This window comes from Paraburkholderia sp. SARCC-3016 (assembly GCF_031119615.1).
Taxonomy (GTDB): Bacteria; Pseudomonadota; Gammaproteobacteria; order Burkholderiales; family Burkholderiaceae; genus Paraburkholderia.
Window position 1 is genome coordinate 18,649 of record NZ_JAVHZD010000025.1, and the last position, 23,051, is coordinate 41,699.

At 61.9% G+C, this 23,051-nt stretch carries 21 protein-coding genes and 1 pseudogene; 9 read left to right on the forward strand and 13 right to left on the reverse strand.

The genetic code is table 11. The annotated features are described in order from the left end of the window. Nucleotides 1–4 precede the first annotated feature (4 nt). The 6 genes from sctS (at nt 5) to QYH69_RS23790 (ending at nt 3,646) form a co-directional block, all read left to right on the forward strand. Nucleotides 5–268 (forward strand): type III secretion system export apparatus subunit SctS, encoded by a 264-nt coding sequence (gene sctS / locus QYH69_RS23765; RefSeq protein ID WP_308834190.1) that lies wholly within the window; start codon nt 5–7, stop codon nt 266–268. Beyond that, nucleotides 265–1,284 (forward strand): hypothetical protein, encoded by a 1,020-nt coding sequence (locus QYH69_RS23770; RefSeq protein WP_308834191.1) that lies wholly within the window; start codon nt 265–267, stop codon nt 1,282–1,284. Before sctS ends, QYH69_RS23770 begins: the two co-directional genes overlap by 4 nt. 87 nt (nt 1,285–1,371) lie before the next feature. Next, a complete protein-coding gene (gene hrpD5 / locus QYH69_RS23775) occupies nt 1,372–2,373 on the forward strand; it encodes an HrpD5 family protein (protein ID WP_308834192.1) in 1,002 nt (333 codons plus the stop codon). Nucleotides 2,374–2,390: 17 nt separating this feature from the next. Continuing rightward, nucleotides 2,391–2,651 carry a type III secretion system protein gene (locus tag QYH69_RS23780; RefSeq protein ID WP_308834193.1) on the forward strand — a complete coding sequence of 87 codons (261 nt, stop codon included), beginning with the start codon at nt 2,391–2,393 and terminating at the stop codon, nt 2,649–2,651. 177 nt (nt 2,652–2,828) lie between these two features. After that, the gene (locus QYH69_RS23785) at nt 2,829–3,074 is read left to right on the forward strand and encodes a hypothetical protein (RefSeq protein ID WP_308834194.1); all 246 of its coding nucleotides are present in this window, start codon (nt 2,829–2,831) and stop codon (nt 3,072–3,074) included. 116 nt (nt 3,075–3,190) lie between these two features. Further along, nucleotides 3,191–3,646, forward strand: coding sequence for a molecular chaperone Tir (locus tag QYH69_RS23790; RefSeq protein WP_308834195.1), 456 nt, complete (start codon nt 3,191–3,193; stop codon nt 3,644–3,646). A 31-nt stretch (nt 3,647–3,677) separates the two neighbouring features. On the opposite strand, the gene QYH69_RS23795 is transcribed toward QYH69_RS23790, so the two are convergent. From QYH69_RS23795 to sctC, 4 genes are read right to left on the reverse strand one after another with little or no spacing between them, the layout of a single operon-like run. Next, complete coding sequence (locus QYH69_RS23795) at nt 3,678–5,075, reverse strand: secretin N-terminal domain-containing protein (RefSeq protein ID WP_308834196.1); 1,398 nt, start codon at nt 5,073–5,075, stop codon at nt 3,678–3,680. After that, nucleotides 5,072–5,827: a response regulator transcription factor gene (locus QYH69_RS23800; RefSeq protein WP_308834197.1), complete on the reverse strand. Its 756-nt coding sequence runs from the start codon at nt 5,825–5,827 to the stop codon at nt 5,072–5,074. Before QYH69_RS23800 ends, QYH69_RS23795 begins: the two co-directional genes overlap by 4 nt. A 34-nt stretch (nt 5,828–5,861) precedes the next feature. Continuing rightward, nucleotides 5,862–6,947 carry a HAMP domain-containing sensor histidine kinase gene (locus QYH69_RS23805; RefSeq protein ID WP_308834198.1) on the reverse strand — a complete coding sequence of 362 codons (1,086 nt, stop codon included), beginning with the start codon at nt 6,945–6,947 and terminating at the stop codon, nt 5,862–5,864. A gap of 32 nt (nt 6,948–6,979) precedes the next feature. Next, a complete protein-coding gene (gene sctC, locus QYH69_RS23810) occupies nt 6,980–8,761 on the reverse strand; it encodes a type III secretion system outer membrane ring subunit SctC (RefSeq protein ID WP_308834297.1) in 1,782 nt (593 codons plus the stop codon). Nucleotides 8,762–8,878: 117 nt separating this feature from the next. Between sctC and QYH69_RS23815 the strand changes: the two genes are divergently transcribed. Beyond that, nucleotides 8,879–9,979 carry an ATPase, T2SS/T4P/T4SS family gene (locus QYH69_RS23815; protein ID WP_308834199.1) on the forward strand — a complete coding sequence of 367 codons (1,101 nt, stop codon included), beginning with the start codon at nt 8,879–8,881 and terminating at the stop codon, nt 9,977–9,979. Nucleotides 9,980–10,105: 126 nt separating this feature from the next. On the opposite strand, the gene pilV is transcribed toward QYH69_RS23815, so the two are convergent. From pilV to QYH69_RS23860, 9 genes and pseudogenes are all read right to left on the reverse strand, one after another. Further along, complete coding sequence (gene pilV / locus QYH69_RS23820) at nt 10,106–11,746, reverse strand: shufflon system plasmid conjugative transfer pilus tip adhesin PilV (RefSeq protein ID WP_308834200.1); 1,641 nt, start codon at nt 11,744–11,746, stop codon at nt 10,106–10,108. After that, complete coding sequence (gene pilM / locus QYH69_RS23825) at nt 11,739–12,218, reverse strand: type IV pilus biogenesis protein PilM (protein WP_308834201.1); 480 nt, start codon at nt 12,216–12,218, stop codon at nt 11,739–11,741. Before pilM ends, pilV begins: the two co-directional genes overlap by 8 nt. Before the next feature lie 13 nt (nt 12,219–12,231). Continuing rightward, nucleotides 12,232–12,792, reverse strand: a complete 561-nt coding sequence (locus QYH69_RS23830; RefSeq protein WP_308834202.1) for a type 4 pilus major pilin — start codon at nt 12,790–12,792, stop codon at nt 12,232–12,234. Nucleotides 12,793–12,884: 92 nt separating this feature from the next. Next, nucleotides 12,885–13,954 (reverse strand): annotated as a pseudogene (locus QYH69_RS23835) (type II secretion system F family protein). After that, nucleotides 13,944–15,662 carry a GspE/PulE family protein gene (locus tag QYH69_RS23840; protein WP_374992482.1) on the reverse strand — a complete coding sequence of 573 codons (1,719 nt, stop codon included), beginning with the start codon at nt 15,660–15,662 and terminating at the stop codon, nt 13,944–13,946. The pseudogene QYH69_RS23835 and the gene QYH69_RS23840 overlap by 11 nt, the downstream one beginning before the upstream one ends. A 5-nt stretch (nt 15,663–15,667) precedes the next feature. Then, complete coding sequence (pilP, locus tag QYH69_RS23845) at nt 15,668–16,234, reverse strand: type IV pilus biogenesis protein PilP (RefSeq protein WP_308834203.1); 567 nt, start codon at nt 16,232–16,234, stop codon at nt 15,668–15,670. After that, nucleotides 16,224–17,543 (reverse strand): type 4b pilus protein PilO2, encoded by a 1,320-nt coding sequence (gene pilO2, locus QYH69_RS23850; RefSeq protein ID WP_308834204.1) that lies wholly within the window; start codon nt 17,541–17,543, stop codon nt 16,224–16,226. Before pilO2 ends, pilP begins: the two co-directional genes overlap by 11 nt. A 4-nt stretch (nt 17,544–17,547) precedes the next feature. After that, nucleotides 17,548–19,275, reverse strand: coding sequence for a PilN family type IVB pilus formation outer membrane protein (locus QYH69_RS23855; RefSeq protein WP_308834205.1), 1,728 nt, complete (start codon nt 19,273–19,275; stop codon nt 17,548–17,550). After that, entirely contained in the window at nt 19,275–20,141 is an 867-nt protein-coding gene (locus tag QYH69_RS23860) for a TcpQ domain-containing protein (RefSeq protein ID WP_308834206.1), read from the reverse strand. Before QYH69_RS23860 ends, QYH69_RS23855 begins: the two co-directional genes overlap by 1 nt. A 757-nt stretch (nt 20,142–20,898) precedes the next feature. Between QYH69_RS23860 and QYH69_RS23865 the strand changes: the two genes are divergently transcribed. Then, a complete protein-coding gene (locus QYH69_RS23865) occupies nt 20,899–22,335 on the forward strand; it encodes a helix-turn-helix transcriptional regulator (protein ID WP_308834207.1) in 1,437 nt (478 codons plus the stop codon). A gap of 153 nt (nt 22,336–22,488) precedes the next feature. Then, nucleotides 22,489–22,938 (forward strand): lytic transglycosylase domain-containing protein, encoded by a 450-nt coding sequence (locus tag QYH69_RS23870; RefSeq protein WP_308834299.1) that lies wholly within the window; start codon nt 22,489–22,491, stop codon nt 22,936–22,938. The last annotated feature ends 113 nt before the right edge of the window (nt 22,939–23,051 follow it).

The following is a 23,051-nucleotide window of genomic DNA, read 5'->3' on the forward strand; positions in this document are numbered from 1 at the left end:
CGCCATGGAAACCGAATCGCTTGTTCGCATTACCACGCAGGGATTGCTGCTGTGCCTGTCGGTTTCGATGCCTGTCATCGTGGTCGCTGCGCTCACTGGCCTCGCAATATCGTTCGTGCAGGCCATCACTTCGATGCAAGATCAAAGCATCTCGTATGCCGTGAAACTCATCGCGGTGGTCGCTACCGTGTTGATCATGGGTGCCTGGGGCGCCGGCGCGATCTTGCGATTCGCCAATGAGATCATCACACTGGCGGTGCCGTCATGAATCAACGCGTCAACGGGCATCACGGCAACACGTTGCATCAGACCGATCCGAGTGAGCAGATGCTTGAAGCGGCTGCGCGCGACAGGTTACAGCAAGCGGGGCTGCGACATGCGAGGATGCTGCGCAACGAGATGGCCGCTGCGTTCTGGAAGGGCAAAACCATCAGGGGTAGAGGCAAGATTCTTTCACCGTCCGCGCACAGGCTCGCCAGCCTGGGCAAGCGGCCGCGCGCCGATGCGTACGTGAAGGAATTCGCGAGAAACACTGTTGACCGTGATCGATCGGAGTGCAGCGCACAGGATCCAAAAAACCAGCACGAACACCACCACGCACACGAGCACAGGGACGATCGGCAGGAGGAGCGGCAGCAGCGCGGGCGTGATGATGGGGAGCAGCAAGGGGAGCCACAGCAGCAAAACCGGAACGGCGAACAATCGCAACAGCAGCGTTCGCACGACGGACATGAGAAGCCGTCGCGGCCATACGCGAGAAAAGCCAGCAGCCTGAGCGCCGTGCCTGCTGACCCGCGTCCGGGTCCGATGCTCCTTCTGGCAATAGACATGGTCGGTTCGCCAGACCTGCGGTATGCCCTAGCCAACGCGCACACGAAAGCCGCTTTGCGGCTGTTACGGGAACTCGGGCGCGTCGGACACCTGCTCGCCGCTCCGTTTCTGCTCGAAGCGAGGAAGAGATCGAGCCTTCTGCACAGCCGGCGATTGCCACGGCTCCGTTCGTACCGAAATGCCAGTCTTGCCCACGAAGCGGCCAACCCTGGCAACGCGCGTGTCGTAGCGAAACTCCATGAACTGTCGAGTGACTTCACGGAGACGCGGAAGCGTTATGCCGTCGAATATAGCGACTACGAGCAGTCGATCCCAGGGGTCAAGCAAGTCATGCTCGACGAGTCTGACAGAAACTCGGCCGCGCGAAGCGCATCGGTTAGTGTCACTCTCGTCGATTCGGATAAGACTGTCGAAGTTCGCACGCCAACGGCGACGCCAGCGGCCAATACGTAAACTGACGTCAACGGTTGATACATCAGCAGCGAAGAATCGCAGAATGATTAGGTTAGCGAATCATCTGCGAAAAGGCGAACCACACACATGAAAGCCTTTCGAGTATTAGCAGGCAGCCACGCCGGAGTGCAGGTTCCGATCTCGAGCGGCACTTACCGGATCAGCGCGGCAGAGAACGCCGATATATGCATTAGCGACTGGGCCGTCGACGAAGTGATGCTTGCTATCGGCGACGACGGTGTGGCGCGTCTGCTTTCAGGCAACGGCGACGAAGTGCTCGTGGCGGATTTCGTGGCCGTACCGTTCGGCGATGTCGTCCTTTGCGTCGGCCCCGAAGATGCTGCGTGGCCACGCGACCTCGATCTGCTTGCCGGCCTCTTGAACACCACTGAGCCTCCGGTGAAAGACGGAGCAGGCCCGGACAACGCGAACACTGCGACGGAGCCGGAGCGGGCGCCGCGCCGTTTCACACGCAGGACAGCCGCCGTGGCGCTTATGTGCACCTCGGCGATTGGTGGATTGACGGCAGCCGGAGTGATGTTAGCCAGCACGCAGTCGAGCGAGGCTGCAAACGTGAAATTCGCCCCAAACGCGCTGGCGACGCAAATCGACGACGCGCTGCATCGCGCGGGATCAACCGATCTGCACGCGGTCGCGCGCAAGAACAGCGTGGCGGTTGAAGGTATCGTGCCCACGGCCGACGACGACAGCCGGGTGCAGCGGATTGTCGACGGTCTTGCGCCCGGCAAGGTGCATCTGGAATACGACGTCGCACAGGAAGACGTCGCAAATATCCAACAGTCGCTGGCGGGCACAGGTGCAAGAGTCACTTACGAGGGTCACGGCGTGTTTCGCGTTAGTGGCAATGTGAAATCGATGTCGACGTTCGAGACATTGATTGCGGATGTGCGCGCGGATCTCAACAGCAATGCCCGCCGCATTGAGATCAACGTCAAGGAGGCGAAGATACCGGTACCCGCGGACATCGAATACACGGAAGTGGTTGCGACGGGCAGATTGCGTTACATCGAAACGCCTGACGGCACGAAACACCTGTTCCCGAGCATCAAAGACGAAGCTGACAATTGAACGCAAAAGGAATCGACATGTATGAAGCATTGTTACCTATAGCGCAGGACCTGAACGCGCTGGACGCGACCTTCTCCGCGCCCGACAGCGCGCAACGGGTCGCGCGAATCGTCGCAGCCTTCAACGAAGCGGCACGGCGCATCAGCGTTGCAATGCAGACGTCGGCCGACGATCGCGAGCGCCTCGATTTGCAGACGCTGTATCGAGGAATGATTGCCGCACCGCGGATCGTGCTCGCGCTGCATGAACGGCACGGCGCGCGCAGGGGTGCAGTCTGAGAATTGTCTGCCGGCAAACCGCCTGACAGTGTCCCCTCGCAAGTGCACAGACCAGCGGCCGGGCCGTGCGCAGTTATGCCACAACCCTTTAGGACCAGAGGTCTTGGAGACTGATGGTGCTAATTTGGGCATCTACAATCAGCAGTAGGTTTCTTTCATTTTCAAAGGAGAACAGAAATGGGTATTTCACTTCCTAGCGGGTTTTCTTCCGGCAGCTCGCTTGGTAGCACGATCGGCAGCACGCTCGGCGCGGCCGGGCAAATGGCCCAGACTGGTAGCGCAGCGTCTCTCACCGGCGCCGAAGGCGAGCAGTTCGCGCAACAAATGACGGGAATCACCACGGGTTTGCAGTTGCAGGACTCCCTGGACAACGTTGTCCTGACCGCAGCGAAAACAATTGCGGACGCATCGAGCGAGAAGTAGCATCACGGGGGCGGTTGTGTGCGAAGGCGCGGAAACGGGAAGCTAGGCCCTCCCTGCTCCGTGCCTTTGTTTTTTTTTAGATTACCCACAAAGTCACCGTATAAATTCGAAATTTCATGAGCAGGGAACGCTTTGTCGAACTGATCCATGAGGTTTGCGATGTGGTCGGATTACCCGATGCGGAGTACATCGTCGCGACACAAGCGCTGGAGGTCGAGGGATTCGATGTCCGTCTCGATCATTACGAGGACGACCCAAATGCGCTCTACGTCTGTTTCCATTACGGCGCGGTGACACCGGGCAGATCGCTCGTCATCTTCCGCTTGATGCTCGAAGCAAACCTGTTGATCTATGCGCAGGACCAGGCGCAGCTCTGTCTGGACTCCGACACCGGCAGCATCGTGCTGCTCGTGTATGTCAACATCAGCCCCGACGTCACGGGCGAATATATTGCCGACCTGTTCTCGCACTACGCCGAGCACGGGCGCTACTGGAAAAACAATATCCTTGAATCGCCCGATGAGATGTTCGAAGGTATAGCTTCGGGTAACTATATGTGGCTACGTGCGTAGTGCGTGTTGCGCGCTTCGACGTGCGCCAGCGTTACGCCGCAATGCGTGGGATCAGCAGCACCAGACGCTCGCGTGCGGGCAACCCCGATGCGTTGCCCGCTGTGGGCGCCGCAATGACGAAGCACCCGCCCGGCTCGACACTCTGCGCGAGCTTCCGGTGGTCTGCTTCATCTGCTGCTCGCCGCCCGAGTTCCACCTCTAGGCCGATGCGCTGCATCATTGCGGCGCCTTCGACGGTCGGCCGTACGGACAGCCACAGATCGAGTGCAGGATCCTCAGGCAGGTCATAACCAACGCGACGCGCAAGACGCGCTTCGTACCGGTCGAAAATGGCCGGCGTCCGGTCTCGCGTCAGCGCGGTCCGCGAGACTTCGATATGCGCACGGCGGGCTTTGGCGAGCGCTTCAATCTGCGCCATCAACGCCTGTCCCTCGCCGGGCGCGATGCCGGAACCAAAGCGCGCGCCTGCGTCGGCAATCGACGCAAGCGCAGGCGGCAGCATGGATTGCAGATCGCCCAGCGCATCGACGTCGACATCGACGATCCACGTTTGAACCGAAATGAGCTGTGGCCGGGTATCGAGATTCTTGACCAGCATGCCGTCCGCATCGATGCGCTCCGGCTTGTCCCGGACGAGGATAGAGTTGGTCGCCGCGTCGGCCTCGATCGCCGGCAACGGCGTGCCAAGCTCCACGATCTGCCGCGTTGGCGCACTGCCGGCGCCGGCTGCACTCGCAGGCTCCGTGGCGTCCTTCGCGGACCGCCTGAACCGCCGGCGCAGCAGCGTTGCCGCCCCGGGCACAACCACCGTGCGGCCGTCGATCACGCTCGTCTCGTCGGCTGCATTCGCATAGCTAAGGCGAAACACTCGCACCGTCGTGCGCGAACTCGAACCCGCATCGCGCTCAAAGCGCTCGGCGGCAGCGCGAATGCGTGCGATATAACTCTTGGGCCCCGAGATGTCGACGGTGCCCTCGGCGCCATCGACATCAAGCGGGAAACGCGCATCGATGACGCCCGCCTGCTCGAGAGCGGCTGCGAGACCGCGTGTGGAAAGCGCCTGCGGCCTGAGCGCGACCGCCAGTTGCGCATTGGCCGGCGACACCTGCAACACCGCGCCGTCGTCATACCAGACGAAGCCGAACGCACTGGCAAGCGCGTCGAGAAAACGTTGCGGCGGCATCGAGAAGCGACCACTTACGACGCCCTCGACCGGCCCATCGATGCGCAGCGCAATGTGTTCGTCCGCAGCGAATTCCCTCAGCACATCGGGCACGTTGCTACCATTTGTCGCGTACGCGAAGCGGCTACCGGGCCAATCGACGCGCGCGGCGTGAGCGGGCGGCGCAAGGAACGCGGCGACAAGCGCGGACGTGACGCTGACTATCGTGCGCGCGCGCGACAGACGCGAGATCGGGTATTCTCTCATGATGCCTGTCGCGGCGGCGCGTCCATGTCACGCTCCGCAGCTGCATCGACGGAGAGTGTCAGGCGGTAGCCCGTCGCGTAGGCCGACTGCACATTCCAGCCTACACCGGCTGACTTGAGGCTTGCGCGCAGCCGGCTCACGTACATGTCCACGGAGCGGCTCTGCACCGCGGCCTCCCAGCCCCATACCACGCTCATCAGATCCTGCCGTAACACCACAGCGCCCAGGTGGCGCGCGAGATGCCAGAGGATGTCGAATTCCTTCGTACCGAGCTTGTGCGCCACGCCCGCCACGACGAGCGAGCGCTGCAGCTGGTCGAGTGCCGAATCGCCAATCAGCATTCTGCGCTGCTCGAGGTTCGCCGGCACCGCCCGGCGCAGCAGCGCGCGCACGCGCGCGAGCAATACCTGTCGGTCATAGGGCTTCACGAGGTAGTCGTCCGCGCCGGCATCCAGTATCTGCACGATGTCCGATTCCGCCGAATGCACGGTCTGGAAGATAACGGGCATCGTCGACTGTGAACGGTTGCGGATTTTGAGCAGAAGGCGGTCGCCTTTCACGCCGGGTAAGTCCCAATCGAGGATCGCCAGATCGGCCCAGTTGTCCGCGAGGAACTGCTGCGCGTCGAGCCCGCTATGAAAAGCGTCGACATGGTAACCCTCGCCCTTGAGCCACAAGTTGACGAGCGCGTGATGCGCGACATCGTCCTCGACGAAGAGGATGCGAACCGGTTTGCCTGCAAGCGATTTCATAATTCAAATCCTGGTCATGGCGGCACGCTTGCCGTCAATCGGAGCGGCTCGCGCGCAGCGCGCGGTCCGCATCGACGAGCGACGCCGGCTGCGGCTGCACCGCAACCGCGCTCAGGCACGGCAGACGCAGCACGAATGAGGTGCCGCCTTGCCTGTTCCGCTCAGCATAAAGTGAGCCGCCGTGCATGCCGAGGATCTGCACCGCCAGCTTGAGCCCGAGGCCAAAGCCGGTGGCCGACTGCTTGCCCAGCTTCTCGAAGTCGGTGCAGCGCTCGCCTTCGAGCAGCCCCTTCAGTCCACCAGCACGGTCGTCGACGAGCACCTCGGCGAATCCTCCCGCCACTCGCATGGACACCGTCACGGTCTCGCCACGCGGCGAAGCGCGCACTGCATTGTCAATCACGTTCTGGATCGCGCGGGCGACGAAGTTGCGCATGCCACTTACCCAAAGCGGCGAACTGTTGGGCAGCCACAAGTGAAGAGCGATGCCGCAATACACTGCCGTGATCTCGAGTTGCGAAACAATCTGGCGCAGCGTCACGCGCAGATCGAAGCGCTTGAAATCTCGCGCATGCAAATGCTCGCCAACCGACGTGAAGATGAATTGCTCGCCGAGCGAGAGGACGTAATGCGTGAGCTGCGTAATCTGCTGCATGCCGCCGCAACGCTCGAATGCGTCGGGATCGCTCGCGTCCAGTTGCGTCAACGCACTGATCGAATTCAGCGGCGAGCGCAGGTCGTGCAACAGGAAGCGCAGCGACATCGCGCGCTCGTCGAGCGAGTGCGCGAACGGCGTCACGTCGGTCACCGCGATCACGACGGCATCGTCCGCTCCTAGTGGGCCGGCCTCCAGCCACAGGGTCGCCTCGTCGACGCGCAATTCGCGGCCCGCCGCAAGGTCGCGCGGGCGCGGCACATCGCCCATCGCGAAGCGCTCGCTCAACGTCTGGCTGAAGTTCGTGCCCGCCGGCAGATCCAACTTCAGCATGCGGAGCGCCCGCGCATTCGCATGGATGACCGTACCCGCGCCGTCAAGTTCAATGACGCCGCACGGCAACCCACCGAGCACGCCGCGCATGCGGCGCGCTTCGTCGTCGGACATGCGCTGATCGCGCTCCATGATGCTCTCGTTTCTCGCAGCGGCTATCGCGGTTAAGGGGAGATAACGCGCGGCGACAGCAGGAACAGCCGATCCATACTGCTCTTTTGCCGACTGTTGGTTCTGAACAGCCCGCCGATCACCGGGATCTTCGATAGTCCCGGCACGCCGGTGACGCCGTTGCTGTCGTTCTCGGTGCGAAATCCCGCGATCAGCAGCGCCTGCCCTTCGTCGATGAAGGCCTGCGTGTTGATAGTGCTGTTCTCGACCACGGGCAGGTTGCTGACGGTCTGCGACGTCAACTGTCCATCTTCGATCGCGACGTCGAGTTTGATTCGCGTGTGACCGTCCTCCTCGACGACCATCGGCAGCACGCGCAACGATACGCCAGTCGAAATGGTGAACAGGTTTCCGCCCGCAAAGCCCTGCACCGGAACAAAAAACTGTGTCTTGTCGTCCATCACCGCCGAGATGTTATTGAGCGTGACGACCTTCGGGCTCGCCTCGATCTTCGCGGTATTGGTCTGCTGGAGTGCGCTGACGCGGGCCATCACGTAACGGCCCGCGTCCCCGAGCACGGCCGCGAGCGACAGGCCGGTCGGTGACGCCGGAACCATCATATTGCCGGGCAGCGTGGTCTGCCCGAAGGTCTGGCTGAGCGTGCCGTTGAACGTGTTTTGCGGTAGTGTGCCGGTTCCCGTCTGCAGGTCGAAGTGGCTATTGTGCAAGGTCCAGTCGACGCCGAGCTGCCGCATCGCGTTGTCGTCGATCTCGATAATCTGCGCCTCGATCTCGATCAGCTGCGGCTTGACGTCGAGGCGATCGATCAGCGTACCGTATTGCGACATGCGATCCTCGGTGTCGCGGATGATCACGGAATTCGTGCGCTGGTCCGCTACGATGACAGGCAACTGCCCGTCACCTGCCGGCCCCGCACCCGAACGCTGCTGTTGCGCAGGTTGCGTGTCACCTAGCGCCGCGGCGAGTTCCTTCGACGGCTGTCCGGTAAGCCCGGCGAAGAGACCCGTGCTCATCGAGCCCGTTGAGCCGGTCGAGCCCATCGGCAAGGGAATTGGAACGACGCCTCCGCCGGAATTACCGGCTACGTCGCCGATAGACGTATTGCTCGTGATCCCCGCCGCCATGTGGCTCGCGCCGTTGGCCGATGCGCCAGACGACTTCGTCCCGTGCAAATGATAGATCTCATTTAGCACCGTCGCGACGCCCTCAAGCGTCACCTGTTGCCCGTCGACCTGCACCGTGCGGTCTTCGGCCCATGCGTGGCTCAGCGGAAACACGCGCACCTGTGAGCCGCTCACGTGCGAAGTCGTCTCGTCGAGACGGCTCGCGACGTCGGTGACCATTTGCACATAACGCGGCGGCCCGCTTACGAGCGCCGTGCGCTGCTGCGCGTCGTAAACGATGGGAAAGCGCGCGTCGGCGATGTGCAGCCGCTCGAGTGCATCGCGCAGTTCGGATGTATCGGCGGAGTCCAGCTTCACGAGCGTGCTTTGCAAGTTCGACGCGGTCGTGATGTCCAGCACATTACCGTCGTAATACCAGACGAAGCCAAATGACGCGGCAAGCGCATCCAGAAAGGACCGCGGCCGCATATGGAATTTGCCGCTCACCGTGCCGCTTACCTCAGGGGCAATGCGCGTCGGAATGCCCTGGCTTGCGCCGAAATCGTGCAGCACATCCTTGATGTCCTTGCCTTGTGCATCGTAATCCACAATCGAGGTTTTCCAGTGGACCGGTGCCGCGTGTGCGCTGCCCAGCGCCACACCGAACGCAACCGCGGCGCTCAGCGCGAGTGCGCCTAATCGATGGACCATGGGCTTGATGCGCGACCCGCGCAAAGGCATCCGTATCGCCCGTCCGAGCTCTTCCGACACAGCATCCACAATTTTCATGTAACTTCCGACTATCATCCAATTCGAAGGGCATTCCCGATGAACACCCCGGGTCACCAACGCCGAGATCTGACGCGCGAAATTCTCGAACTGATCGATCTGCGCCAGACCTTTACGGACATTCATATCGAGCAGGACCGGCCGGTCATGATCAACGCGCCGCGAGGCTGGCTGGCGGTCGGTGACGAACCGGTGCTGTACGACGAAATAGTGTCGACGCTCGCATCGATCGAGCCCGACTGGGAAGCGCTGTTGCAGCACGGCGCGATCGACCGCCCGTTCGTGCTGACGCGCTGCCGGCTGCGCTGCAATATCTATAGGACCAACGGCGGACGCAGGCTCGTGATCTCGCTGCGCCGCCTGCCGCTTGAGCCGCTGCCGCTCGATAAGCTCGGTCTGCCCGCCTATGTCCGTTCGATGATCGACGGCGCCAAAGGCCTCGTACTCGTGAGCGGGCCGACCGGCTCGGGCAAGACCACGACGATCGCCTCGCTGCTCGATCACATTAACCGCACACGCAACAGCCACATCATCACGATCGAGGAACCGATCGAGTATGAAATTGAAGGCCGGTCGTCGATCGTCTCGCAACGCCAGGTGCCGATCGACACGCCAAGCTTCCCGGCGGGCTTGCGGGAGGCGCTGCGGCAAAGGCCGGATGTCATCATGGTCGGCGAGGTGCGCGACCCGGAAACCGCAGAAACGGCACTGCAGGCCGGCGAATCCGGTCACCTCGTTCTCGCGACGATGCATACTGCCAGCGCGATCGGCACGATTACGCGACTGCTTTCGTACTTCCCGACCGAGCAGCGCGAGCGCTACGCATCGGCGCTCGCGAACTGCCTGATCGGCGTGATCTGCCAGTGCCTCGTGCCGACTCAGGACGGCGAGAAATTCGTGCTCGCGAGCGAACTGCTCTTCAACAACAATCAGCAGATCAGCGCGATGCTGACGGATCCCGCGAAGCTGCCGTATCTGGCCGAGTTCATGAAGCGCAAGGAAGACAACATGTCTCGAATGCTCAACGATCATCTGTTCAGTCTTGTTTCGAAGGACCGGTGCCTGCCGCGCGACGCCCTGCGTGTGGCGTACAACCGGCTCGAACTGCACGAGATGCTGCAAACGCTCGCGCCGCACTAAGGCGGTGTAGCGGCCGGAGCCAACCCGCGGGAGAAATTCTCCGCGGCCCCTGCTGCGGAGGGGTTGGCGCAACGGCGCGCTCGACATGCGGCAAAGCAGACTCGAAGAGTTCACAAGGGGCCGTCCTCAATCGTACGCGTTGATGGTCCAGCCTGCCGCGACAGGCGAGTTCGGAATGGTCTGTTCCTGCTCGCCGCAGAAGCTGCTCGTCCACGGCGTGCCGATCACCGCGAAGGTGGCCCAGTTCGTCGTCACCACAACGGTGTAGGTGCCCGCCGCGCCGGCCTGGGTAAGCGAATTGTTGATGCCGCCCGAATCGTCGGTCAGCGTCGGGGTTTGGCTTTCCTGATGTCCGACGTTGTTGCTATTGCCGTCCAGAATGTCGACGTCTTGTGATAACTGCGCCTCGTGACCTTGCCTTGGGCCGCATAAACCGTCGTTCAGATGGGCAAACGACTGCACGACGATGATGCCGGGTTTGGCCAACGTCACCTGTTGCGAAAACGTGTACGAAAAGGTTCCGTTCGTAGTATTGAACGAGTACGGCGAGTTCGCGAAGTTGGTCGCCGGCTGCGGGGTGCAGGTCGGATAGTCGCCCGCGCCCGGTCCGGCCATGATGATCTGGCAGCCCGTCAACTGGAATACCGGCTCGATTTCGCTTTGCGTTTGCCAGGTGCCATTGCGGCATGACAGTACGTCGCCGCTCGAATCGGTCGAGACGAGCGTCGTATCCGAGGCCGCCGACGCACAGGCCGCACCCACCGTCTGTGCATTGCCCAGCGCGAGATTGCCCGCCTCATCGACGGCCAGCGCCTGCCAGCTCTTGCCGTTGAAGGTGTACGCCCGATTCGTCGCGAGCGTCATCCGCACGTCGCCCGTCACCGCCGTCACTGAACCGAGCGCCGCCGCATCCGCGACCGGCTCGCGCCAGTGAAACGACGCCTGCGGCGTCCAGATCCCGCCGCCGCAATTGAGCACGTTCCCCGCAGCGTCGGCCGCGATGGAGCCCGACTGCGTGCACGCCGCGAAGTCGATCTGCTGCGCGAGCACGATTGGCACCTGCATAGTGTTCGCGGCCGGATCGCCCGGCACGCCCACCCGGTAGAGGAAGTCCGCGTTCTGCGATTGCGCGCCGTTGAAAAAGATAAGACTCGCGAGATGGCCCACGCCGGTCTTCGTGCCTGAGCACGCCGCGTTCGCCGGATTGGGCAACGCCACCGACCAGCCGCCGAACGCTCCCACTGCTGCTCCGCCAGGGTTGTTGGTCGCCTGGATCGAGCCGCCTCCCGCGCCGGCGTTCGTCGCGGCATAGCCGAGCTCTGTGTCCGGAATCGTTGTGCCTCCCTCCGTCACCAGCAGCGCCTGTAGAGCACCGGGCGTTGCAGTGCCGTAGATCAGTAGGCACGGTGTCTGGCCATATGCGTTCACCGCGCTTATTGCCGAGGACAGATAGGTCGACAACTGAAAAGGCTTGCCATTCAGCTTCACAACCACCGGGCTGGATGCTGTTGCCTGCGCGGCCAGCGCCGTGTAGTTCTGTTGAATGAGCTGCGTGGCTGCGGCCGTCAGTTGCGACTGGTAGAGCGCGGCCTGCTGCGCGCGCGCGTCGGCGAGCGTCGAGTTGATCATCGCCGTTACTCCGGCGATCAGCATCGCGGCGATTGCCAAGGTCGCCAGCATCTCGACCAGCGTGAAGCCGCCCAATCGACGAGCGGTTGGCAGCGCGCCGCGTCGTGCATCCGTGCGAGGCGGCCGCGGGCTATTCATACGCCTGCGCCATCCACACGGGCATGCCAGCCGGAATGACGTTCGCCAAGGCCGGCGGCAATGCCACCGGCGGATTACCTGGCGAAACGATGGTCGCGCCTTGTGCGACGCCGGCAAGCGCTGAGCCTTGCGCGAGTTGCTGCATGCCGGTAACGACGGCCGCCGCGGGCACCGCAATCGCGTACACGACGACAAGACTGCCGGTAAAGTCAGCGTTGGGCTGCACGTAGTTCTGCCACATCGCATTCGCGTTGAACGAGCCGAGCTGCGATCCGAGGCTCGATGCCGGGACGCTGCCGGTGAACGAAGGATTGGCCAGCGCGAAGGCGACTACCGCCTGCTGGTATTCCCTCATGTTCAGCGCGAGTTCAATGGACGACGGTCCTTGCGCCAGCGGCGTCGAGGTGCGGTTCATGAGTGCGTAGGCACCGCTCAGCATGCCGAGAACGGCGACTGCCCAGATCACGTACATAGACTGTCAGCGCTCAGGTCGAGGTCCACGTGATGCTCACATTGGATGTGCCGCAATCCTTCTGCGCGGTGCTCGGATCGATCGGGAGCAACGTTTCCGTGGCGGTGCCGACCGTGATCGACGACCAGCTTCCGCCAGCCGTGACCGCGTTGATGCATACCGCGGGAGGCACATTGTCATATTCGATGGTGAATGTGCCCGGGCTCGTGCCCGCCCCCACGGTGACGTTTCCGCCCCACACGTCGGTCGCCGCCCCGCCCGACGCCACCGGAACTGTGCTTGGGAAAACACCTGCCGCAGACAGCACGGAGTTATTGACGTTCGTGTAGCCGCCGGCCTGCCCCATATACAGTTTCTTCACACCGGCCTGAATCGCATTGACCTGCTCTGACAGCTCATTGGTTCCCGCGCTGTTGAACGCGCCGTTCAGTAGCGCCACCGCCCCGATCACGACGATTGCCGCGATCCCGAGATAGGCGATCGCTTCGAGTAGGGAAGCGCCGCGCTGAGCGTTGCGGGAGCGCACGCGTACCGTGCGCACGCGCTGCGTTGTGACAATTTCGTTACCCTGCATGGTGTTCTCCTTTTTTCGACAAGCGGCACAACCCTATCCGTGCCATGTGAATGAGACTGTAAAACTGCACCTGATGCCATGTTGCGAAAAGCTCAATGCATGCTCCGAGCCATTGCCGCAATTTCCTGCTGAATCCCGAAAAACCCGCTAATGAGCCACGACAACACGAGCGCCAGCATCACGATCGCGACACCATTGACGACGCGCATTTGCGCCTCGATTCTCTCCACACCTTCGCTCATCCACTCGCTTGCGAGCGAATACAACGCTTCGGCGAAGCCCTTGTATTCGGCGTACACGCATAGATCGTCGACGATCTCGCTCGACGGAAACCCGTAGCCAGTGTTCTTCAATGATTCGCCGACGTTCAAGCCCGACTTGACGCCGAACAGCGTGTCGTCGATCCGTTGCCGCAGCCACGGCCGTGCGTCGACCGCCAGCCGCGCGAGCGACCGTTCGACGGTGAAACCCGCTGACTGCAACGACGAAAATGCCGCCAAAAAGCCGCAGCCGACAATGAGGCGATAGATAGAGTAGGGCGGGTAGCGATCGAGCGCGACGCGCGCCCTGCCGGACCAACGCGGCATCGAATAGAACAGTGCGGCGAGGCCAATCATGAAGACGGCCACGCAATAGAGCATTCCGCTCTGCACGAAGCGCGACAGTTCGTAAAGCGAGCGAGCCACGCCGTGCCAGCGCTCCGGGCTCACAATGCTGGCAAACTGCGGAATCACGAGCAGGCCGAACAGATACACATAGCAGACTGTCATCGCGAGGATCACGACCGGATACGTGAGGCCGCCGACGATCGCCGTGCGAATCCGGCGGCCGTACTGCACTACCGTGCACACGTTGAGCAGCGCGGCCTCGAGACGTCCCGACTGTTCTCCCGCCAGCACGATCATCTGTTCCGTATGCGGGACCCACCACGACAACGCCTCGGCCAACATCCCGCCGTTTTGAAGTCGGATCGTAGCCATGTCGTTCTGTGAGCCAAGGAGTTGGTAGAATGTTTTGTCTTCCTAAGACCGCTTGGCCTCCGACTTATCTTGAGCAACGGCAGTCCGTTCGACAGCATCTTCGCGATCTTGCGATAGAGACGCACACGGGCCTGCGCCGTCAGCTGCAAACGCGCCCACCGGCGATCCAGTTCAAGTGCCATGGCTGCCGTCGAGTGCGTACGGACGTTCGCCGTGGGTATGTGCAAACGGACCGACCACGCGCTCGGCCATACGCGGATCGACGAGTCCCGCCGCCACCTTGTCGAGCGCGTGTTGCGCGACGGTCTGCCCGCCAAGCTCGGTGACCCAATATTGATGCGCGTCCCCTTTGCGCCCCGCTCGCACCAGTTCGAAGAAAGCCGCGTTCGTATGAATCACTTCGGCCACTACCGTGCGCCCGACCGTGCCGCTTTTGCAATGCGGGCAACCGGACCCGGCCACCCGGACCTGCTCGAAACGCGGGCCGACTGCCCGCTTGACGCGCGCAACCAGACCTGCATCGAGCTGCTGCACCACCTCGGTCAGCGGTCGCGAGCAACGCGGACACAGCAGTTTCACCAGCCGCTGGCTGATCAGGCCCGTGACGAGCGATTCGTCCGTCACCATCGAGATCGGCAGGCCCAGATCGACCAGACGATCGACGATTGCAAGCGCCCCGTTCGCATGCACGGTCGTCCAGACCTGGTGACCCGTCATCGCTGCGCGCAGCGCGCTTTGTGCGGACGCACGATCGCGAACCTCGCCGATCATGATCGTGTCGGGGTCGAGTCGCATTGCATTGGCAATCGCGGCGGCGAACACCAGCGAACGGGCCTCCTCGGTCGATGCATTGACGACCGGCGTCTGAATTGCGCCTTCGATCGGATATTCGACCGGGTCTTCGACGGTGATAACGTGGATGGAGCCAGCCATCTCGCGCAGCTGTTTCGTCAGCACGCGCTGCAGCGTCGTCGATTTGCCGGAGCCGGTGGGGCCACTGATGATATTCATGCCATGCGGCTGCTGTGTGAGCAGGTCGAATGCGGCGGTCTGGACCGTTGTAAAACCGAGTTCCGCCAGTTCGGGCGATTCACCCGCATCGTTATAGAGCAGACGCAGGACCATTACGTTGCCGACGCTCGTTGGCGCAGTGGCGATCCGTACACCGAACAGCCGGTCCGGCAGTTTGTCACGATCGCCGATGGCCGCATCCTGCCGCTCGTTCGGCTTGTACGTATTGTCCGACACGCTCGACATCGCCGCGTAGAGCGTCGCGAGCAGCCGCTCGCCGTACTCGCGCGTCTGCTCGGACACGCGTACGAGTTCGTTGTGGATGCGAAACAGAATCTCGGTGCTGAAGCGATTGACGCGGATGTGGATATCCGATGCCCGTTCGTCGCACGCACGCGAAATCAGGCTTTTCGCCAGCACCTGCATCTGAGTGTGGTCTACCCGCTCCGCGCTGCCATCACGGCGCTGACCCTGATACGTGCGGCGGATCGCGTCGAGACTCACAAAACGCATCTTATATCGGCAATTCAGGCGCTCGAGCCGCGCGCAATACGAAAGCACGAACGGATTCATCTCGTGCCCCGCGGCAACGAGAAGCGCCTGGTCATCAAGCAGGCAGACGAACTTGCGCTCCTCGGCGCTCGCGGCGAATTCACCGCTGTCCGACAGCGGGCGCGCGGTCACGGAAACCACCGCCACTGGCGTCTGCTGCATGGGTACGAGCGGCGGTGCGGCGTTCAGCGCTGGCTCGCGCGGCACGGCGGAAGCGAATGCCGGTGCCGCCTCAGCGTCGCCGATCAGTGGCCTGACGACGGGCGTGAGGATAAGAGGCGTCAGGCCTTTGATAGACCTGTTTGGCGGTACGGAGAAGCTCGTCATGGCGATCACCTCGGGGGCATCGGTGAGATGGACATCCCCGGCACCCCGTTCGACCCGGCGCTGTTCGCCACGAGGCTGTTGCGCGACACGCCACGCGACAGCGTCGAGACGGCCAGTGTCACGCGGTGCCCGTCCTGCACCGACAGCACCACGGCACCGGAACGGATCTCTGCAACGCGCGTGCCCTCTGCAAGCGTGTCGCCAGCACGCACGTCGAACTCCGAGCCGTCGCTCGCCGTGAGCGTCGCGCTCATCGCACCGCCGAGGCTTTGCGTCGCCAGCAGGGACATTGCCCCGTTCGTCGCAGGATTGCCAATCTGGTGCAGTGACTTTTGCCGCTCGGCGACCTGTGCCAGCACGTCCAATTTCTTGAGTTCGGCCTTGAGAAGCAGTGTGTCTTCTTGCAGCCGCATTAATTCGTCCGCGGCCGCCGTCGCGGCGGGCGTCGGCACCGCCACGACCTGCAAACCCGCATCCGCCACCGGCGCGCTCGCTTGCGCGAGGGACGTGACCGGCCATGCGACCACCGAGGCCGATATCGACACCACTACGATCAACGCGTCATTTTTCATATAGCACTCCGTCAAGGGTCCACCGGCCGGACTGGTAAGAAAGCGTCTCGATGCGCACGCCAACCTCATCGAGATACTTGATCAGGCTGTCGGGCCGCACTTCGCCGAGTCGTGCCGACAGGTGCCACGCTCGCCACGAAGGTTGGGCTGCGGCACTTTCACCCGAATGCAGGCGGTCTAGCGATTGAGAGGCCAGACTTTTCTGCGGTACCGCCACCGGCAGCGACGAAAAAGTAAGAGGGATGTCGAGCAGCTGGAATGCGGACAGCATCCGCAACCGCACGCCGGTCACGCCATCAATCACATCGTCGCCGCCTGATGGCAGCGTCATCGGCTCGACATAACTCGCATGCTCGCCGTTGCTATCAATCGTTGCGTGCGGCTCGACCGCCACCAGCATCGCCACGTTCGATCCGCCGCGCGACCACTTGTAACTGACATTCATCGCACGGCATACATATTCGTCAAGGTCCCAGCCCCCTGGAGCAATGGCCGCGAAACGACTGACACAGGCGCGAATCAAGGTATCGGGTCGCGGTTCACTCGCCCACGGATGCACGATTTTCGGCGGCGGCGCGATCGGCTTCGGTCGACGCAGGCGCAATCGTACACGGGCCTGTTCGAACGCGGCCTCGCGCGCCTTTTCGATCTGGTGGCGCCGATAGGCCATCACGCCGATAGCCGCGGCGCCGAGCACGCTTATCGCGGCGGTGGCGATCACAACCGTGCGCCACGGCGAGAGTCGCTTCGCGCGAGTGAGGTTGAGCCAGCTCGGCAAATGCAGCTTGCCGCCGCGGCGCGGCAGCAGGTCCTCGATACGGCGTGCGTAGAAATTGTGGAAACCCTGGACCTCGAGCTGCGGGTCGCCGATCACGACGTTCCAGCCACCGAGGCTATAGTCGCTGTGCAAGCGCTCGAATACCTCTTCGCTTGCGCCAACCCAGTCGCCGTTCGGCAGGAACGCGCCATCCCGCACCGCGAAATACGCCCAGCGTCCGTCAGGAAGCTGGAACGCGGCGAGCCAGTTCGGCGCAGGTTGCTGGCGGCCGTCGTAGAACGCACCTTCGGTTGCGATCACCTTCGACACTAGCGCGCCGAGCGATGGCAAGCCGAGCTGCGCGCCCTCGTGCGTGCTCGCGAACCCCGCACCTGCAAAGGCGCGGTCGATGCGTAGCACCATCGCATCGAAATTGAGCCGCGCCGCAAGCTCCACCGCCTCGGCGCGCAACTCGTGCCGCCGCGACAGCGATTGCCAGAACAGCCCGCAAACGAAGCGTTGACGGCCTAGCTGGATGACTTGCGCTGCCATGACTTCAGGCTCCGTTCATCGTGACCGGCGAAAGCAGTATGACGATCACCTCCCGCGAATGGCTGGCGTTCACGCCGCCGCCAGCCACGAAGTTGGCGGGTGTGCCGATGCCTTGTCGGTTGTCCTGATCAGCGATGCCTTCATAGCCGCTGATGACGAGCGTCTGTCCCGACTTCACCGCAATGCGCTGCAGGAAGTTGCGCGTGTCGACGGTCGGCAGCTGGATGGTCTGCCCGGCGCTCTGGAAATTGACGAGACTCGCAAGCGACGAGATGTTCGTGGAGAACTGCATCATCACCGTGCCGTCGTCGAGAACGTGAGGTAGCAACGTCAGGTTGAATCCGGTCGTGATGGTGCCCGGCGTGAGCGATGTCTGGGTCCCGACGTTGAGCGTAGACGTGGATGAGACCTGCGCAAGATAGCCCTGCTGTTCCGCCACCTGCACTGGGACGGGCTGATCGTTCAGCGTCGTGATCGAGGCGGACGTCTTGCGGCGCACGGCACCCTGCGTCGAGAGCGCGTTGATGACCGCGCTCGTGGTGTTCGCACGGCTCGACGGGGTGATGACGGTCGCCGACAGTTCATTGCTGTTCGGAATCAGGCTCGAGAATGCAGTCGTAATGCCGAATTTCGTGCCGAGCGCCTCGTACACGGCATTCCAGTTGATGCCGTAACTGTCGTCCGCCGAGAGTATGACCGACAGCACAGTAACGTTGACGAGTATCTGTCGCGACAACACGCGATTCTGCTGATCCATGAACTCGGCAACGTGTTCCAGCACATCCGGCGTATCCGTCACCTCAATAGAGCCGGTTGCGGGCGACGTCACGACTGAGCCGGCTGGCGACAGCATCGACTTGATGGCCGCGTTCAGGCCGTTGTAGACGGATAGTTGGGCGTTCATCGTGATGTTCGCGCTGTTGTCCGACGAGACGGTCGGCGTTCCGTTCGATCCCGTGCTCGTGGAGCCAGATCCGCCGCCAGCCGCGCCATTAGCGCCTGCGATGCCACCGCTGGCGGATGTCGTTCCACTGTTGCTCGCACCGCTCACGACGCTTGTATCAAGCCTGGAGTCGCCGGGAATAGCGATGACCTGGAATACACGCGTATCCGTATAGAAGAAGACGATCGCACCTTGCTCGTACTTCCAGTACACGCCAAAGCGCGCGGCGGCCGCGTCAAGCAGCCCCCGCAGCGTGCCGCCCGAATAGACGATGTGAACAGGTACCGGCGCCGGGACGGACGCCAGCGACCCCGTGCCTGCCGACTGCGGCAATGGACCTTGCAGCAACCCCGTGGGCAACGGCGGCAAGGGCGCGGCCGAACCAGTGGGCAACGCCGCAGCACTCACCTGCGTGGCGCGCGCCGCGGCATCGTCGGCACCCGGCGCGATCTTCGACGGAATGTGCGCTAGGCGCGATATGCGATCGGCGAACGCCCGTAACGAATCGACGGCGCCGTCGAAGCTGGCGGGTTCGCCGAACAGTTTCGGCAATGTCGATTTCGACGAAAGCTTTATCGTCTTGCCAGACAACCACAGATCGTCCTTGACGACCACGGCGTCGTTATCGGCTTCGAGGTTGTTACCCGTCCCGAGGTTGCCAAGCAGTTTGTCCGCGCGCACGACGTCGCCTTGCGTGCCTTGTTCGACCTTCTGCATGAGCCCGGTGCAGCCCGCCAGCATCGGCACGCATGCAACAGCCATCAGGATGTAGCGACTCAATACAATCATCAACCTGCTCCCTTCGGCACGACCCGCAACACGCGGTTGCGCTCGTACATAATCACGTGAATCGGCACCTGCGACCCGGCGAGCGCTTCGACGACCTGCCGCAAAGCTTGATCGAGCGTGCCATGTACCGTGGCTGTGGCATCGACCGCGAAATCGGTCGGCACGTCCCAGATAAATTGCCAGCCGGCGTCGCTTGCCCAACGCGCGAGCGCATTGCGCACCGAGCCATCGGAGATGCGCATTTGCCACTCCATCTGCTGGGGAGGCAGCGCGGCCGCGGGCGATGCCGGAGCGTCGTCCTGCGGCGTGGGCGTAACCGCGGGCATCGGCACCTGGATCGCCGATACGGTCGGCGCGGGCTGCCGTGCCGGCGTGGAGGCGATTGGCCGTGCCGGCGCGGAAGTCGGCTCGGACCCTGTGGAAGGCAGCGGGGTCGCGTCAGGAGGCGCCCCGCCAGCGGCAGCAGCCGAAGCGATCGCGCGAACAATCGCCGGCGGGTCTGCAGACTTCACGGACGACATACCGTCGGCAAGGGCGGGAGCCGCGGACAGCGGCGTATGTTCGGCCGCATGAGCGAGACGCGCGTTGGCCGTTACGGTGACGATGTGCAATTCCGTATTGACTTTCGCCTGCAAGGACGCGTCTGCCGAGAGTACTTCGCCAAGCGCACGAACGACCGGGCCGGAATGCCAGCTGACTGGCATATCGGCCCACGCGCCAGCGTTCGGCACTATGACGCTATAGCTGGGCGGCACCACCTCTTCGATCGCCCGCAGCAGCGGCACTTCGTGTCCGCTCTTTCGCACGGTGTCGCCGAAACGCTCACTTCCGTCGACGACGACCTGCGCATCGGACGCATGCGCCACACCACAAACGAACCATGAGCCACTTAACGAGGCGGTGACGACGAGGCTGGCGGCCTGCTTGCACAGGCCTAGTCGTTTGCGCCGCCTGCTGCGCGAATGTCCTATGCATTCCAAATTGAATGACGCCACTAAAACTTCCACCCAAAAGTCAATTACACATCGAATCAACACAATTCGACGGTTCGTGTGAGTTTGAAATCAAATAAATTTCATGGCGAAATGTGCTAGCAAAATGTTCATGAATTTATACACAAATTATTTGTATATAAATACTAGCTTTCAAAATTCTTATATTTACCTATTGTTATCCGAAACACGCAAAGAGGTCATTTCGGTAAGAATGCAGATTCACTTCTTCGTCGAATACATCATGACTTATCTGCACACCTGCCGAACATCGAATCATATGAGGCACTCGCTACTTCTATATGACAGGATTTTTATTTTTCGTCAAACACTGGAAATATAACTTTTACCTCCTCATTCATTACCCCTCCCTCTTCTTTCTTTTCTCCTGTTCCTAATATTGATGCAAAAAAATGCATGTCGACACGGTAAATTCTCAAGAAATGTCGTTAGCGCCAATGTCGTACATGAGACGGTCAATCGAACATACCCAAGCCATGTCGCCATCTCACGGATTGTCAGCGAAGGTAACAAACCATCACAAACGCGCACTGGACTCCCGTTGCGATGCAAACATGCGCTCACTACCTAACGTTGCCCACTACACGACTCACCGATTCAGGAGCACGACATGTTTTCGACTATCTATTTCGCTGCATCGTCCGCCCTCGCATCAGACGACACGCCTTCGGACGTAGCTACCAAAGTCCTCAAAGGGCAGTTCGCGGAAGCAATTCATAGCGCCGGCCAGTACGCCGATAGCAACGACGATGATGCGCAGCCTGGCTATGCACAAATGCAGATTTATGGCGACCTTGAACTGATGCTCGGTCGCCATGAGGAAGCGGAGGAAACGTACCGGCGTGCCCAGAAGGCCATTCGTTCCGATCGCGACGCCCTGCGTATCGCGTCGTGCCGCAATACTGGCTGGCAAGCCTTCTTTCGCAATCGGTTCAACGTCGCGCTGAGTTGCTTCAAGCGCATCGGCGAGGAAAAAGCAGCCACGCCGCGCCAGCGTCTGGACAGCCTCGTTGGCGCAACGCTGGTGTCGTTCCATCTCGGCTGCGTGCAGGCCGCCTGTCATCGGCTGGCCGATCTGGCGTCGCTCGCCGCTGCGGACCACGATCGCCGCTGGACCTATCTAATCGAGGCGCTGCGCCGCGATCTCTTTACCCAGCATGAGTTGCATGGTTCGGAGCAACTCGCCGACCACATCTACTGGCGCTCGGTGATCGCAGAGTTCGACCACAAACAGGCGCCCACACGCGGCGACTTGACGGAAGTCACACCACTGCCGCTGCTCGCGAACCGCCTCGCGTACCTGTCCGAACTCGTCTCGCTCGCCACGGGCCATGCCGCGACAAGGGAAAATCTCACGAAATACACGAACTGGAGTCGAAAGGCGGGACTTGGCGATTACTATCGCAGCCTGTGCATCGAGATTACCCTTGCCGCTATCTCCGGGCACGCAACCCCCTTCGCGGAATCAATGCTCGACGCGTCGGGTGCGGCGGCGGCGCAAGGCGCACAACGTGCACGCTGGTATCTCGACTATCTGTACTGCCGCGCGAAGATCATGCAGCAGCAGATGCGCATGCACGAGTTTGCGCAGTTCTATGGTCGCTATGCGCTCGCATCAATCCAGCATGTGCGCGCGGACAGCGCGTGGATGCCGACCGTCGCCTCCGAAACCCCGCAGACGAGGCAAAACGCGCCGCACTCCGATGACGTCAGCGCCCGCCTCCCGGCGAAATATCGCCGCGCTTATCGCTACCTGATGGACAACCTCGATCAGAAGGATCTTTCGGTTCGCGAAGTGGCTTCCCATGTCGGCGTGACCGAGCGCGCGATGCAGATTGCGTTCAAGAATCATCTCGGGTTGTCGCCGAGCGAACTCATCCGCCGCCAGCGCATGGAGCGCATCCGCGACGATCTGCTCGACGACGATGCGCCGGTCACGAGTGTGATCGATGTCGCGAGAAAATGGGGCGTGCGTCATCGCTCGACACTGATTAACGGCTATCGCCGCGTATTTGACGAAGTTCCGTCGGAAACGATGAGCCGTTAATTATGGCGACACTTGGCCCTGTTGCGCCCGATCACGCCCCGCCCGCGCGATGCAATGCGCGTGGCCAGCGGCGCGCCCCTGCCGGCGGAGCTCCTTACGCCACAGTTCCGCGTAGCTTCGACTTTTTCCGGTCTCGAATCACTCACCATGCCGATGACATTCCGTACGCTCGCGCTGGCGCTCTCACTCTTCGCCATGAAGCCCGCGACAGCGCGAGCCGATTCCGACTGCTTTTCCGCGGCTGCGGCTTATCAGCATGTCAACCCTGTAGTGTTGCGAGCGATTGCCTGGCGTGAATCGCATGGAAACGCCAATGCGATTCACCGCAATGCGAACGGCTCGACCGACTACGGAATGATGCAGATCAACTCCATCCACCTGCCGACGCTTTCGCGTTACGGACTCTCCGCCGTCGACCTGATGAATCCATGCGCGAATATCTTCGTGGCCGCGTGGCATCTGCACAAGATGATAGTCAAGTACGGCAACACGTGGGCGGCCATTGGCGCTTACCACTCGGAGACGCCCGCCGAGCGCGATCGTTACGCACGCGCAATTCAGTCGATCGTCTGGCGGATCGACGCAGTCAAGCTCGGGAAATGATTGCCGCGACGTGTCGGGCATTGAGGTCGGTCGGAGAAAGTAGACGCCAACATTCCATAGAATTTGGGAACGGAGGCAAACATGAATCGAATCCGAAGGCTGTCTACAGAAAG

What these genes read in the sequence shown, in the direction of transcription:
- pilO2 (WP_308834204.1), bottom strand. Translation starts at nt 17,543, where the DNA reads ATGGCAGCGCAAGTCATCCAGCTAGGCCGTCAACGCTTCGTTTGCGGG.
- sctS (WP_308834190.1), top strand. Translation starts at nt 5, where the DNA reads ATGGAAACCGAATCGCTTGTTCGCATTACCACGCAGGGATTGCTGCTG.
- QYH69_RS23855 (WP_308834205.1), bottom strand. Translation starts at nt 19,275, where the DNA reads ATGATTGTATTGAGTCGCTACATCCTGATGGCTGTTGCATGCGTGCCG.
- QYH69_RS23815 (WP_308834199.1), top strand. Translation starts at nt 8,879, where the DNA reads ATGAACACCCCGGGTCACCAACGCCGAGATCTGACGCGCGAAATTCTC.
- QYH69_RS23870 (WP_308834299.1), top strand. Translation starts at nt 22,489, where the DNA reads ATGACATTCCGTACGCTCGCGCTGGCGCTCTCACTCTTCGCCATGAAG.
- sctC (WP_308834297.1), bottom strand. Translation starts at nt 8,761, where the DNA reads ATGGTCCATCGATTAGGCGCACTCGCGCTGAGCGCCGCGGTTGCGTTC.
- QYH69_RS23840 (WP_374992482.1), bottom strand. Translation starts at nt 15,662, where the DNA reads ATGACGAGCTTCTCCGTACCGCCAAACAGGTCTATCAAAGGCCTGACG.
- QYH69_RS23785 (WP_308834194.1), top strand. Translation starts at nt 2,829, where the DNA reads ATGGGTATTTCACTTCCTAGCGGGTTTTCTTCCGGCAGCTCGCTTGGT.
- hrpD5 (WP_308834192.1), top strand. Translation starts at nt 1,372, where the DNA reads ATGAAAGCCTTTCGAGTATTAGCAGGCAGCCACGCCGGAGTGCAGGTT.
- pilV (WP_308834200.1), bottom strand. Translation starts at nt 11,746, where the DNA reads ATGAATAGCCCGCGGCCGCCTCGCACGGATGCACGACGCGGCGCGCTG.
- QYH69_RS23780 (WP_308834193.1), top strand. Translation starts at nt 2,391, where the DNA reads ATGTATGAAGCATTGTTACCTATAGCGCAGGACCTGAACGCGCTGGAC.
- QYH69_RS23795 (WP_308834196.1), bottom strand. Translation starts at nt 5,075, where the DNA reads ATGAGAGAATACCCGATCTCGCGTCTGTCGCGCGCGCGCACGATAGTC.
- pilP (WP_308834203.1), bottom strand. Translation starts at nt 16,234, where the DNA reads ATGAAAAATGACGCGTTGATCGTAGTGGTGTCGATATCGGCCTCGGTG.
- QYH69_RS23800 (WP_308834197.1), bottom strand. Translation starts at nt 5,827, where the DNA reads ATGAAATCGCTTGCAGGCAAACCGGTTCGCATCCTCTTCGTCGAGGAC.
- QYH69_RS23865 (WP_308834207.1), top strand. Translation starts at nt 20,899, where the DNA reads ATGTTTTCGACTATCTATTTCGCTGCATCGTCCGCCCTCGCATCAGAC.
- QYH69_RS23790 (WP_308834195.1), top strand. Translation starts at nt 3,191, where the DNA reads ATGAGCAGGGAACGCTTTGTCGAACTGATCCATGAGGTTTGCGATGTG.
- QYH69_RS23805 (WP_308834198.1), bottom strand. Translation starts at nt 6,947, where the DNA reads ATGGAGCGCGATCAGCGCATGTCCGACGACGAAGCGCGCCGCATGCGC.
- QYH69_RS23770 (WP_308834191.1), top strand. Translation starts at nt 265, where the DNA reads ATGAATCAACGCGTCAACGGGCATCACGGCAACACGTTGCATCAGACC.
- pilM (WP_308834201.1), bottom strand. Translation starts at nt 12,218, where the DNA reads ATGTACGTGATCTGGGCAGTCGCCGTTCTCGGCATGCTGAGCGGTGCC.
- QYH69_RS23830 (WP_308834202.1), bottom strand. Translation starts at nt 12,792, where the DNA reads ATGCAGGGTAACGAAATTGTCACAACGCAGCGCGTGCGCACGGTACGC.